11 protein-coding genes are annotated in these 12,359 nt (G+C 65.2%); 4 read left to right on the top strand and 7 right to left on the bottom strand.

From position 1 onward, the window contains the following. The first annotated feature begins 1 nt into the window (after position 1). The gene (locus JN280_RS14785) at positions 2-931 is read left to right on the top strand and encodes a carbohydrate ABC transporter permease (protein WP_202313141.1); all 930 of its coding nucleotides are present in this window, start codon (positions 2-4) and stop codon (positions 929-931) included. Between the two features lie 220 nt (positions 932-1,151). Here the strand turns inward: JN280_RS14785 and JN280_RS14780 are convergent, their stop codons facing one another. Together JN280_RS14780 and JN280_RS14775 are read right to left on the bottom strand one after the other, a co-directional pair. After that, on the bottom strand, positions 1,152-2,660 hold the full coding sequence (locus JN280_RS14780) for an FGGY-family carbohydrate kinase (protein WP_202313139.1): 1,509 nt from the start codon (positions 2,658-2,660) through the stop codon (positions 1,152-1,154). After that, positions 2,657-3,760 (bottom strand): M42 family metallopeptidase, encoded by a 1,104-nt coding sequence (locus JN280_RS14775; protein WP_202313138.1) that lies wholly within the window; start codon positions 3,758-3,760, stop codon positions 2,657-2,659. The genes JN280_RS14780 and JN280_RS14775 overlap by 4 nt, the downstream gene beginning before the upstream one ends. A gap of 259 nt (positions 3,761-4,019) precedes the next feature. Between JN280_RS14775 and JN280_RS14770 the strand changes: the two genes are divergently transcribed. Beyond that, on the top strand, positions 4,020-5,042 hold the full coding sequence (locus tag JN280_RS14770; protein WP_202313137.1) for an aldo/keto reductase: 1,023 nt from the start codon (positions 4,020-4,022) through the stop codon (positions 5,040-5,042). A gap of 126 nt (positions 5,043-5,168) precedes the next feature. On the opposite strand, the gene JN280_RS14765 is transcribed toward JN280_RS14770, so the two are convergent. From JN280_RS14765 to JN280_RS39995, 4 genes are all read right to left on the bottom strand, one after another. Further along, entirely contained in the window at positions 5,169-6,899 is a 1,731-nt protein-coding gene (locus tag JN280_RS14765; RefSeq protein WP_202313136.1) for an AMP-binding protein, read from the bottom strand. 384 nt (positions 6,900-7,283) lie between these two features. Then, positions 7,284-7,616, bottom strand: a complete 333-nt coding sequence (locus JN280_RS14760; protein WP_244743324.1) for a hypothetical protein — start codon at positions 7,614-7,616, stop codon at positions 7,284-7,286. Positions 7,617-7,778: 162 nt separating this feature from the next. Further along, on the bottom strand, positions 7,779-8,012 hold the full coding sequence (locus JN280_RS14755) for a hypothetical protein (RefSeq protein WP_202313135.1): 234 nt from the start codon (positions 8,010-8,012) through the stop codon (positions 7,779-7,781). A 203-nt stretch (positions 8,013-8,215) separates the two neighbouring features. Then, the gene (locus tag JN280_RS39995; protein ID WP_202313134.1) at positions 8,216-10,141 is read right to left on the bottom strand and encodes a patatin-like phospholipase family protein; all 1,926 of its coding nucleotides are present in this window, start codon (positions 10,139-10,141) and stop codon (positions 8,216-8,218) included. Positions 10,142-10,715: 574 nt separating this feature from the next. On the opposite strand from JN280_RS39995, the gene JN280_RS14745 reads away from it, so the two are divergent. Both JN280_RS14745 and JN280_RS14740 read left to right on the top strand, forming a co-directional pair. Further along, positions 10,716-10,910 carry a hypothetical protein gene (locus JN280_RS14745; protein ID WP_202313133.1) on the top strand — a complete coding sequence of 65 codons (195 nt, stop codon included), beginning with the start codon at positions 10,716-10,718 and terminating at the stop codon, positions 10,908-10,910. Between the two features lie 309 nt (positions 10,911-11,219). Continuing rightward, positions 11,220-11,603 carry a VOC family protein gene (locus JN280_RS14740; RefSeq protein WP_202313132.1) on the top strand — a complete coding sequence of 128 codons (384 nt, stop codon included), beginning with the start codon at positions 11,220-11,222 and terminating at the stop codon, positions 11,601-11,603. Positions 11,604-11,833: 230 nt separating this feature from the next. Here the strand turns inward: JN280_RS14740 and JN280_RS14735 are convergent, their stop codons facing one another. Continuing rightward, positions 11,834-12,349, bottom strand: a complete 516-nt coding sequence (locus JN280_RS14735; RefSeq protein ID WP_202313131.1) for a WD40 repeat domain-containing protein — start codon at positions 12,347-12,349, stop codon at positions 11,834-11,836. Positions 12,350-12,359 lie beyond the last annotated feature (10 nt).

The following is a 12,359-nucleotide window of genomic DNA, read 5'->3' as shown; positions in this document are numbered from 1 at the left end:
GATGGCCGCGATCGACGTCTCCGCCGCCGCTGTGGACACCAGCGTGAAGCCGGCCGCCCGGCTGCGCCACGCCGCTTCCCGCATCGCCGTCTACGGCATCCTGATCGTCTGGGCATGCATCTGCCTGTTCCCGATCTTCTGGACGGTCACCACATCCTTCAAGATCGCGCCCGACGTCATGCAGGGACACCTGATCCCCTTCGTCGACTTCCAGCCGCAATGGAAAGGCTGGCAGTCGCTCGGCCTGTCGCCCGATACGATCACCGGCACGTCGACGGTGCGCGACGAGTTCCTGAAACGCTTCTGGAACAGCGTCGTGGCCTCGGTCGCGGCCTCGTCGCTCGCCTTGGTGATCGGCTCGCTCGCCGCCTACGGCCTCAGCCGCTTCTCCTACCGCTTCCTGTGGATGACGAACAAGGACATCTCCTTCTTCTTCCTGTCGCAGATGATCCTGCCGCCGGTGGTGCTCGCTTTGCCCTTCCTCGTTCTCTACAAGGAGATCGCTCTGCTCGACACCCGCATCGGGCTCATCCTGCTCTACACGCTGATGGTGCTGCCGATCGTGATCTGGATCATGCGCGACCAGTTCAAGGCGATCCCCGTCGTGCTCGAGGAGGCGGCCCTCGTCGACGGCCTGTCCGTCTGGGGCGCCTTCCTGCGCATCGTCGTGCCGATCGCGCTCCCCGGCATGGTCGCCTCCTTCATCCTGGCGCTCATCCTGTGCTGGAACGAGTATTTCTTCGCCGCGCTGCTCACCTCGACCGACGCCAAGACGCTTCCCGTCATGGTCGCCAGCCAGACCGGCAGCCAGGGCATCAACTGGTGGGCGATGGCCGCACTTTCGACCGCCGCGATCGCCCCGCTGGTCGTGGTCGGCATCGTGCTCGAACGCTACATCATCGCCGGCATGGCGGCGGGCGCGGTGAAGTAGGCAGCGCCGTGGCCCCCTCAACCGACCTGCGCGGGCGCGCCTGCCGCGACGGCGGCGCTTGATCTTCAACGCTGACGATTGGCGAAGCCGGTGGCGACACCGGTCTTCTCCCCGCGTTGCGGGGAGAAAGTGCCGGCAGGCGGATGAGGGGCTTCTCGCGGCGTTGCCGATGCCCTTATCTTACTGAAATCAAAAGGCAAACCTGCCTGCCGCGAAGCCTTCAGCCCAGCGCGTTGTCCGACAGTTCGGCCATCAAATCCTTCGTCCGCTCGTAGAGCCGGCGGAAGATGCGATACTGGCGCTCATAGATTGCGGCCGTCCGCTTGTTGGGCGACAGCTTGCCCTCCACCGGGTTCCAGGTCTCGATGTCGCCGCGCCTGGCGTCACCCACCGCCACGGCCGCCAGGAAGGCGTCGCCATAGGAGGCGCCGATCGTGCGCCGGCGCAGGATCTGGGCGAGGCCGGAAATGTCGGAGGTCGCCTGCACCCAGGCAATGTTCTTGGTGCCGCCGCCGACGGCGTAGATCCTGCCGGGCGGCGCCCCGATCTCCCGATAGGTGTCGACGATATGGGTGGTGCCGCAGGCAATGCCTTCGAGCAGCGCCCGGTAGACGTCGCTGCGCGTATGGGTGAGGTCGAGCCCGAACACCATGCCCTTGGCCCGGGGATCGTGGATCGGCGTGCGCTCGCCGGAGAAATAGGGAAGCACGACAAGGCCTTTGGCACCCGGCGGCGAGGCGAGCGCTTCCTCCGCCAAGGTCAGGAAGACCATGTTCGGCTGCAATTCCTTGGCGAACTGGTCGCGAAACCAGTGGGTCAGCGTGCCGCTGGTCGATAGCCCGGCCATCGAGGCGTGCTCGCCCTCGAACAGCCAGGGCGCGTACCAGAGCCGCGGGTCGCGGATACGTTCCTCGCTGAGCATGATGGTGAAGACGGTCGAACCGTACATCACCATCATGTCGCCCGGCTCGGCGACGCCGACGCTCAGCGCCTCGGCGGCCGCGTCGATCGTTCCGGCGATGACCGGCGTGCCCGCCGCCAGCCCCGTCTCCTCCGCGGCGGCGGCCGTCACCGTGCCCGCGATATCGGTGGTCCACAACAGGTCCGGAAGCTGGTCCGGCCGGGCGATGTCGTCGGCGAGGTCGAAGGTCCAGTCGCGCGTGCCGACATCGTAGAGCGGGCTGGAACTGGCCGCCGAATAGTGGTCGATGACGTACCGGCCGGTCAGCCGGAAATTGATGTAGCTTGTCGAGTTGAGGAACTTCGCCGCCCGGGCGTGGATCTCCGGCCGGTTGTTCTTCAGCCAGAGGATCTTCGGCCCCACCGACTGCGAGGTCAGCGCATTGCCGCAGCGGTCGAGGATCCGCTCCGCGCCGATGCGCGCGTCGAGCGCCGCGATCTCCTTCGCCGCCCGCGTGTCGACGCCGTAGAGCACGGCGTTGGACAGCGGCTCGCCGGCCGCGTCGACCGGCAGCATGCACGGTCCGATCGCGCTGCAGCCAACCGCGCGGATCGATCGCGGGTCGACCCGGCTCGCGGCCAGGAGCTTGCGCGTCACGAAGACGAAATCGACCCACCAGTCTTCCCGTGGCCGGTGCTCGGCCCAGCCGGGCTGCGGCACCAGCATCTTGTGGCTGTGGGCGGAGCTGGCCACGATGTTGCCAGCCTCGTCGACGAGCACGCCCTTCGTCTCGAAGGTTCCGATATCGACGCCGAGATAGTGCCTCATCCGATGTGGTCGTCCCTGTCGAGGCTGAAGGTAGCGTCGATGGCGCCGATGCCGGCCGCGAGCAGCCTGGTCAGCCCCTCGAGATCGGCGAGATCGCACAGCTCCAGCGAGGAATGGGTGTAGCGCATCGGGAAGCCGAGATCGATCGAGGCGACCCCGCCGCCGACGAGTTGCACATAGGCCGAATCGGTGAGTGCGCCCGTATGGGCCGAACGCTGGAGCGGCAGGCCGAGCCCGCCGGCGGCGCCTTCGAACAGCGTCACGAGAGCCGGATGCGGGATGGTTCCGTTGAGCGTGCCGCGGCCATGGAAGGAATAGAGGCTCATCGCCGGGCCGCCGCCCAGCCGCACCTCGCCGCGATAGCCCATGTCGGGCGTGTCGGTGGCGAGGATAAGGTCGAGCTGGATCGCGATCTCGGGCATGAGCACCTGGGCGGCGGTCAACGCGCCGCGCAGGTTGAACTCCTCCTGCACGGAAAAGACGATATGCACCCTCGGCCCCGCCTTGGCTTCGGCGATCGCGTGGGTGGCCTCCACCAGCACGGCGCAGCCCGCCCGGTCGTCTGCCGCGGTTCCGGCGATGCGGTCGCCGCCGAGTTCGATCACGGTCGGCCGGTAGACGACGGGCGTGCCGATGTCGATACCGGCGGCCCTCGCCTCCGCAGCGCTGCCGAAGCCGGCATCGACATAGAGGTCCATATAGGGGACGACCTTGTATTTCTCCTCCGGCGTTGTGGCATGGTGGCTCTTGCTGGCGATGATGCCGGGCCTGTCCCTGCCCTCGCCAACGCATAAAAGCACCGCCTGCGAGGCGAGCGCGCGCTCCGGCACGCCGCCCAGCCGTTCCAGCCGGATGAAGCCGTCGGGCTCGATCTTGCGCACGACGAAGCCGAGCTGATCCATATGGGTGAAGAGCATGACCGAGGGCAGGGCCGGGTCGCCGTCGATCGTGGCGATCAGATTGCCCAGCATGTCGGTGCGGGTGGCAAGGCCGAGCTCTTCCAGCCGCTCCTTCAGATAGCGCCGTACCCTGCCCTCATGGCCGCTGAGGCCCGGAATCATCATCAGCTCGCACAGCAGCTTGCGCAGGCGGTCCTTCATCATTTCCTTCCAGATGCGATCGAAGCAGCGGCCGCCGGGGCGCCGAAATCAATCGGGGGGCCAGACTCCTTCGGGACGCCAAAATCCTTCGGGACGCCAGAATCCTTCCGGACGACAGTCGCTTGGCGACCGCCCGACGCATGCACGAATTTTTCCGACATCGCCTCCCCTCGGAATATTCCTCCGCCGCGACGCGAATGCTAGCAACGGCGTGCCGTCGAGTCCATTGTCGGAGGCTGGCGCGGAGCGGGAGGGACCCATGAGGACACGGCATTTCGATCGTATCGGCAATGGGGGCATCGACTTCACCGAACTCGGCTTCGGCGGCGCCCCCCTCGGCAATCTCTACCGGGCTATCTCCGAGGAGGACGCAGCCCGGATCCTCGAAACTGCCTGGGAGACCGGCTGCCGCTATTTCGACACCGCGCCGCTCTACGGGCTCGGCCTCTCCGAGACGCGCCTCAACCGGTTCCTGCGCGGCAGGCGCCGCGACGACTATGTTCTGTCGAGCAAGGTCGGGCGGCTGTTGAAGGTCTGTCCGCCGGACGAGCGCACCGGCCTCTGCAAATTCTTCGACACGCCGTCGCGCCGCGAGGTCTACGACTACAGCTATGACGGCGTCATGCGGTCCTTCGAGGCCTCGCTCGAGCGCCTCGGCGTCGACCGTATCGACATCCTCTATGCGCATGATCTCGACATCTTCAACCACGGCTCGCAGGAGGCGCTGCAGGCCAGGCTCGATGCATTCATGGCGTCGGGCTATTACGCGCTGCTGTCGCTGCGCGACCAGGGCGTGATCAAGGCCTTCGGCGCCGGCATCAACGAATGGCAGCCTTGCCAGTGGCTGGCCGAGCGCGGCGACTTCGACCTCTTCCTGCTGGCCGGGCGCTACACGCTTCTGGAGCAGGAATCGCTCGCCTCCTTCCTGCCGCTCTGCGAGCGGCGCGGTATCGGCATCGTGCTCGGCGGCCCCTACAATTCCGGCATTCTGGCGACCGGCCCGAAACTCGGCGCCCATTACAACTATTCCGAGGCGCCGCAGGAGATCCTGGACAAGGCCGCGCGCATCGAGGCCGTCTGCCGGCGCCACGGCGTCCGCCTCATCGAGGCCGCGCTGCATTTCCCGCTGCTCCACGCCGCCGTCGTCTCCGTCATCCCGGGCGGCCAGGGCATCGCCGAGGCCAGGGGCAACCGCACCATCTACGACGCCGCGATCCCGCCAGTGTTATGGGACGATCTCAAGGCCGAGGGCCTCCTGCGCGCGGATGCGCCGGTGGGGTGAATGGTGAATGGTGAATGGTGAATGGTGAAGAATATTCTTTGATTCGCAACATCCGCAACTGGCAATAACTACCTTCTCATCCCCCAAATCTACCATTCACCATTCACCATTCACTACTTCACCACTTCACGCCGTCTTCGCCACCACCAGGTCGAGTTCGTCGATCATGGCGTCGCGCATCAGGAATTTCTGCGGCTTGCCCGTCACCGTCATCGGAAGTTCCGCCTTGAAGCGGATGTAGCGCGGCACCTTGTAGTGGGCGATCTGGTCGCGGCAAAAAGCGCGGATCTCGTCCTCCGTCGCCTCCTGTCCTGCCTGCAGCACGATCCAGGCGCAGATCTCCTCGCCATATTTGGCGTCGGGCACGCCGAACACCTGCACCTCGCGCACTTTCGGATGGCGGTAGAGGAACTCCTCCACCTCGCGCGGATAGACGTTCTCGCCGCCCCGGATGACCAGATCCTTCACCCGACCGACGATGTTGCAGTAGCCCTCGGCGTCGATGGTCGCCAGGTCGCCGGTGTGCATCCAGCCCTCGGCGTCGATCGCCTCGGCGGTGCGCTCGGGGTCGCCCCAATAACCCTTCATCACCGAATAGCCGCGGGTGCAGAGTTCGCCGCGCTCGCCGACGCCGAGCGTACGGCCGTCGTCGCCGATGATCTTGACCTCGACATGCGGATGAACCCGGCCGACCGTCGACACCCGCCGCTCCAGCGGATCGTCGACCGCGCTCTGGAACGACACCGGGCTGGTCTCCGTCATGCCGTAGGCGATGGTCACCTGGCTCATGTGCATCTTGCCGACGACGCGCTTCATCACCTCGATCGGGCATGGCGCGCCGGCCATGATGCCGGTGCGCAGCGACGAGAGGTCGAAGCGGGCGAATTCGGGGTGGTCGAGCATCGCCACGAACATGGTCGGCACGCCGTAGAGGCCGGTGCATTTCTCGCTCTCCACCGCGCGCAGCGTGGCAACCGGGTCGAACCCCTCGCCCGGGAACACCATGGTGGCACCCTTCGAGACGCAGCCGAGCGAGCCCATCACCATGCCGAAGCAGTGATAGAAGGGCACCGGAATGCACAGCCGGTCGTCGGCAGTGAAGTTCATCGCCGAGGTGACGAAATTGCCGTTGTTGACGATGTTGGAATGGCTGAGCGTCGCCCCCTTGGGCGCCCCGGTGGTGCCGCTGGTGAACTGGACATTGACCGCCTCGTCAGGGGCGAGCGTCGCGGTGGCGGCATCGAGCGCGGCGCGCGGCACGGCGGCGCCACGTTCCATGACCTCGCCGAAACTGAGCATGCCCGGGCTCGCCTCCTCCCCCATGAGGATGACCGAGCGAAGCGTCGGCAGCTTGCGCGCCTCGAGCGCGCCGGGGGCGCAGTGGTCGAGTTCCGGCGCGAGCGAGCGCAGCATGCCGACATAGTCCGACGTCTTGAAGCGCGAGGCCGCCACCAGCGCCGCGCAGCCGACCTTGTTCAGCGCATAGTCGAGCTCGAAGACCCGGTAGGCCGGATTGATGTTGACCAGCACGACGCCGATGCGCGCCGTCGCATATTGGGTGACCAGCCATTCCCAGCGGTTGGGCGACCAGATGCCGACCCGGTCGCCCTTGCCGAGACCAAGGCTCAGGAGGCCGCCCGCGAACGCATCCACTTCGGCGGCGAGCTGATCCCAGGAGAGGCGCCTGCGCTGCTCGGGAAAGACGGCGGCGTCGCGCGGCCCATAGGCCGCGACCGCGCGCTCAAGCAGTTGCGGTATGGTGAGCGAAAGCAGCGGTTCCGACCGTTCTCCCGCGACATGCGCCAGCCCGTCGACGGGCGCCCGGCCAGCCTGGCCGCTCGTGCCGGCATCAGTCATTCAGAACCTCCCATGCTTCTCGGCTCCGACTCTATCCGTCCCCGACGGAAGGAGCCAGCCCGTCGACGACGGCTCGCCCGTTGTGGACCAGAGGAGAATCGCGCTCCGTCTTTCCGGCCGATGGGTAGCGCGAAGGACGCGCCTGCTGGAGAGAGACTTTCGTCCATGTGAGACCCGGCGGGGCTTCCTGGCTGGAAGATCATCGCGAGTCCCGCTCAACAGCCGCAGCCCGCGTCGTGAACGAGGTGCCGACATTTCCTGCCCAGCCTGATCATGCTCGTCCCCGGGTTCCGGATTATCGGAAGGCCAAGGTCAGCCCATCATCCGCAAGCCGAAAATCCATGACGCCGGATCAATTTCGGATGGCATGTCTGGTGCGGCGTCTCACTCCGGTTGCTGCTGCTTCGGCAACTCGTCGGGACGGATCACCGGGGTTTCGCCCAGATCGGGCGGCGGCTTGGCGATCTCGCTGTCGCCGGTCCGCGGCGGCTTGAGAACGCCGCGGCAGTGGTCCAGGAACTCCGACAGCGACTGCTTGCCGGCGCCGCGGTTCACATCGGCTTCGGGGTTTTGGCCATTGAGAGCGGCGCGACACCGTTCCTCTGGTGAGGGCGAGGCCTGGCTATCCGCCTGACCATGGGCAGGCGCCCCAAGACAAAGCACGGCAAGCAGGCAGGCGGGCACGCGCAGGACCGCCCTTCTCTCCGCGGCGCGCATCTTCCTCAGGTCACCGGCCCGCAAGCGGAACGGCAGGGCGTCAGATGCTCGGCCCGGCGTTGCGGCGTGTCGCGCGAAGAAAACTTCACGCGGCGCGCTGCAGTTCCTGATCCGTCGCACGTCTTCTTCCCGGGACCGCCGCACGCTTTCGGAAGACATGCTTCACGCCCTGTCGCGAAGGGCCGTCGCGCCTTCCTGTTCTGCGCAATGGGCGCAGCAGTAGATGATATCGTCCTGCTCGACCCCGTGTCCGACGACACGGACCCCGCAATGCGGGCATGTCGGGGCAAGCTTCTGGATGGCACATTCGAAGCTGTCGAATGTGTACGTCTCTCCGGCCGAGATCACCTGGAAGGACTTGTCGTAGTTGTTTCCGCACTGGTCGCAGCGAGCCATCACGAGCACCTCCTGTCCGGTTCGAACCCATCGCGGCCTCAAAAGTTCCGAATTTGCGCTTGGTGCCCCTCGCCCGAACCTGCGCGAGTGCGCTGCGCCGCCGCCGCGCACCATGACGGTCTCGGGTGCGTGCCGGTCTCTCCCCTCACGGGAACGTCGATCGAAACACGTTCTACTTCAACGAGACGCGCGACGGCGGGTAACTACAAAGACCGCTTCAGCAATCGATGCAGCGCCCGCCAGGGGCCGAGCCGGCTCGACGAGACGGAGAGGTGGCGGGCGGCCGCGATCGTTTCGGCCTGGGTCGGAGCGTTCCAGTTGCGGAAAATCCCCTTCCCGCTCCAGGTGAAACTGGAGGGAGGCTGGGGCTGCGCAAGCCAGTCGTTCCTGTATGCCCACAGGCAATGGTCGATCGTCGTGTAGCCATGGAACATCAGGGCCGAAATCTCCTCGGACGTGAAGCGGTCGAGATCGGTCCGGATCGATGCGACGAACGGTATCAACGGTTCGGGAAGGCGAGGCAGGTCGTTGCGCCAGCCGAAGTCGGCATCCGGCGTCAGTTCGACATAGGCGTAGCCGGTCACGTAGGGAGCATATTTCTCCAGCTTCTTCAGCAGCTGGTGGCGAAGATATGCGATGGCTTGCGCGCCACCGCGTGGTTCCCCGTCGTCGACGCCCGGCGTCCAGCTCTTGAATTTCTTCAGGAATTCCTCGTCATAGGGTCCGTTGTGCTCAGGGTCGATCCGTTTTCGCATGAATGAGGCAAGTTCCTCGGCGAACTCCCTGGGATGCGTGAACATCCTCTCCGGATCGACGCAGATTCCGGCGAGATCCTGCTTCGATTGCCATACGGCGTCCACCACCGCCGGAGCGAGTTCAGGCATGCCGATCAGCTTGGAGAAATCCGTCAGCATGCAAAAGAGCTCGTATTTGTTGGCCAGCCTCATATAGCCAAGGTCGCGCGACCGCTCGTAGGTGATGTCGAAGGATCGCGATACGACACCTTTTCCCGGTGGGAACATCTGCCACGTCGACGGCTTCGGGATCGACGCGAGCGCGCCGCATCCGTCGCTGACGATGACGCTGCTGCAAGCCTTCTCGAGCAGCAGATGCGTGCCTTGATTGTCGAACACACCGCCATCGACCGACCAGCAAGGCCGCGCGGAATCGATCGACCGCCATATTCGATTGCGCAAAGAAGGCTCCACATTCTTGATCGGGTCGCCATAGGGGATCGGCGAGAATACGAACGGGATCGCCGAGGAGGAGGCGACCGCCTTGCTGAATGGCGTATCGTCCGGCATCGGCAAGGATATCTGCCGACGGGTCAGCCCAGGCATGAACGGGTCGAGGCCGTCGATGGCCTCGTTGATCGCGGCCACCCTGGACTGCAGTCCCCCGGCCGGGCCCTCTGCCGCCCGTCCTCTGAGGCCTTCCGCTTTGAACATTCCCGCGCTTGCATCGTGAGCGCAGAGTTCGAGTTCGAGCCCCTGGTTCCGGGAGAAGAAGACGTGGGCGCCGGTGTTGAGCAGGGTGGCGTTGATGTAAAGGTCCGGAAACTTCCGTCGCGGATTTCCGAAGACGATGTCGTCGATGGCCCCCAGAAGGCCGCTGGCGAAGGGAGAACCCTGCTGTTCTCGATGAGGAGCGAGCGAGCGCAACACCTCATAGCCGAAGAGGCGCTCATATTCCCTTTCCAGCAGCGTCGGCGCCAGGCGGTGCCAGACGACATAGGCACAGCCGAGCGCTGCCGACGCGAGCAGGAACGCTGTGCCGGGACCTATCGGGGCGAATGCCCAGGCATAGGCGCAGACCGCCGCTCCGAGAAGCAGTGCGGGCAGGACGAAGCCTTTGCGGAAGATTCGCTCGCGGACACCGGAACGCATGAACTCTACGAGCGAGTCCTCGAACTTCTGCCATTCCCCGGCATCGGCCAGGGTATCTCCCTTCAATGCCTGCCAGTAGACCCAGTACGCGCCGGTGATCGATCCGCCGGAGACGGTCGACATCATGTCCACCTGAGCCAGGAGACCGACTTCTCGCAGCCGCCTCAGGACGCCAAGGTGGAAGGCGGCGGCTCTGAACCCCCCGCCCGAGAGCGCCAGACCGAAAGGGTGTGTCAGCTTCATGCCTGGTCCCTCGACCGGCCCTTCGGGGCGCCGCTCACCGGCGCGAGGTGGGCGCTTCCGAGCGAAGCGGCAAGATCGCTCGGTCGCCGAACTCCGCCACCGCAATCTCCGCGAGGCGATGGCGCAGGGGCGAGGCGGCGGAGCCGCAAGGATGCAATGTGAGCAGGATCCGAGACTGGACGGCCAAACGGCTGACGCTCTGGTCGGCGAAACTCGCTCTCCTGCGGCGCATATTCATCTCCAGGAGAAGTATGCGCCGATTTACTTGAGAGCGCCAGTAAATCGTAGGACGCTGATCCTCGACCGTCTTTGCCGTCAAAGTCACCAGCTTCCCTGTTGTGCAGGATCCAGTTGGCAGCCCGCCACGCTCGCGTGGCTGGCCCGGATCTCGGGGCGGCAGGGCCGGCATGGCATCGGGCTGCCGTTGGCCGGCAACCTTTCGATTGCTCGCGATCAACCAGTTGCCGAGAAGCGCCGACGAACCGACGCGCCGGTTGTACATCAAAGTTAATAGACAGCGCAGTCGCCACCCGCCCACAATTGCCCGCCTGCGACAATTCGAAGGGTGAGTACGATGTCCGGCATTATCCGACCGTCCGATTTCGAGATTCTCGAGCGGATACTCGCGCGGGTCTGTGATCAGGAGGCGAGCGATGAGCAGCTTGAACAAATGGCGGAAAAGCTGGTCGCGCTCTGGAATACCGGAACAAGGGACGAAGACGCCCTCGAGCAAGTCCTGAAGGCCTGGTTCCACAACATGGCGAACTGAAAGGTTCTGCCGGAAGACGTTGCACGAAAAGCCTGCCTGTCCGACTTCAGGACGGACCGCTTCGCCACCGATGCCCACATCTTGCGATAGGCGACATCGGGCGGGATCGCGTCTTTCGTTTTTTCTCTGCCTTGGCCGGTGTAAGCTGCGCTATGCGGGCGACCGCGACCTGAACGCGCCGGTATGTAGGCATCGCACGCTGTTGGGCCGGTTCGGGATCGCCCCCCGAAACCGGCCCGGATGCCACGACAAACCGATAATGCGGCAGCGCCGATCCCATCGCTGCGTCCGCCGCTCGGAGGTGGAACCATGAAAATGCGAGCGCTCGATCACATCGTGCTCTGCGTCAACGACGTTGCCGCCACCCGCCATTTCTACGAGCGTGTGCTCAATATGGAAGCGCGGGAAGAACGACCGGGGAAGTGGTCGCTGCATTTCGGCACGAACAAGATCAGCCTTCAGGATGCGGTCCTGTCGCCGGGCATCGCCCGCCGCACCGTCCCCGGCAGCGGAAATTTCTGCCTTCTGACCGATACATCACTGGACGCGGTCGTCCTGCACCTTGAGCGCCACGGCGTGGAGATTGTCGACGGACCCGGCGAGCGGGCCGGGGCGACGGGGAAAATCCTGTCGGTCTACTTCAATGATCCGGACGGCAATCTGGTCGAAGTGAGCAACCAGCTCGAGCCGTAAGCAATCCAATCCTCTCCGGTGGACGTCGTCCTCGATCGTCACTTCACGCGACAAGCGGCGAGACGCGCGACGGCGCCACACAGGCCGCCCGGTCGAGATGTTGCGCGCACGGCACGCCGCCGGCATCGGCAAGACTACAGCGTGTCGCGTGAAAAGGATTGACGCGACACGCTGAAGGCTCTTGATTTAACGCATGTCCTCTTCCCGAAACCGCTTTCGGGAGACATGCTCTAGGGCACGAGTTCCCAGAGTTTTACCTTGCCATCATTGCCGCCGGTGAGCGCGAATTTCCCGTTGGGCAGAAAGGCGACGCAGGTGACGAATCCGGCGCCATGATTGAGTGTCTGGATCTCCTTGCCGGTGTTCACCTCCCACAGCTTCGCTGAGAAGTCCTCGCTTCCCGACAGCGCCCGGCTGCCGTCGGGCGAGAAGGCGACGCTCGTCACGTTGCGCGAATGCCCCGGCGTACCGAACCTGCGGATCGACTCGCCGGTCCCGGCGTTCAGGGTCTCCAGCTCGCCGTGTATGTCTCCTGCCAGAAGCACGCCGTCATCGGGGCCCATCGCAACGGCGTTGAAGGACCCGTTCGGGTCCGTCTTCAGCGAGGGCCTGTCGTTGAGAAGGTCGTAGACGATGATGTTCGGTCGGCTGGGCTCATGGACCGACGCCACGAAGCGCCCGCCCGGCGCCAGCGATGGAGAGAAGAGCTGGCCGCTCTGCAGATTGTCGTGATTCCCCTTCGGCACGAGCGCCGTG

Origin of the sequence: Mesorhizobium sp. L-8-10, assembly GCF_016756635.1 — a bacterium.
GTDB lineage: Bacteria > Pseudomonadota > Alphaproteobacteria > Rhizobiales > Rhizobiaceae.
This window is presented reverse-complemented; position numbering and strand designations above follow the sequence as displayed.

Excerpts from the sequence above, each read along its gene's own strand:
- JN280_RS14755 (WP_202313135.1), bottom strand. The coding sequence starts at position 8,012 with ATGGCTCGCTGCGACCAGTGCGGAAACAACTACGACAAGTCCTTCCAG.
- JN280_RS14765 (WP_202313136.1), bottom strand. The coding sequence starts at position 6,899 with ATGACTGATGCCGGCACGAGCGGCCAGGCTGGCCGGGCGCCCGTCGAC.
- JN280_RS14760 (WP_244743324.1), bottom strand. The coding sequence starts at position 7,616 with ATGCGCGCCGCGGAGAGAAGGGCGGTCCTGCGCGTGCCCGCCTGCCTG.
- JN280_RS14775 (WP_202313138.1), bottom strand. The coding sequence starts at position 3,760 with ATGAAGGACCGCCTGCGCAAGCTGCTGTGCGAGCTGATGATGATTCCG.
- JN280_RS14780 (WP_202313139.1), bottom strand. The coding sequence starts at position 2,660 with ATGAGGCACTATCTCGGCGTCGATATCGGAACCTTCGAGACGAAGGGC.
- JN280_RS14745 (WP_202313133.1), top strand. The coding sequence starts at position 10,716 with ATGTCCGGCATTATCCGACCGTCCGATTTCGAGATTCTCGAGCGGATA.
- JN280_RS14740 (WP_202313132.1), top strand. The coding sequence starts at position 11,220 with ATGAAAATGCGAGCGCTCGATCACATCGTGCTCTGCGTCAACGACGTT.
- JN280_RS14770 (WP_202313137.1), top strand. The coding sequence starts at position 4,020 with ATGAGGACACGGCATTTCGATCGTATCGGCAATGGGGGCATCGACTTC.
- JN280_RS14785 (WP_202313141.1), top strand. The coding sequence starts at position 2 with ATGGCCGCGATCGACGTCTCCGCCGCCGCTGTGGACACCAGCGTGAAG.
- JN280_RS39995 (WP_202313134.1), bottom strand. The coding sequence starts at position 10,141 with ATGAAGCTGACACACCCTTTCGGTCTGGCGCTCTCGGGCGGGGGGTTC.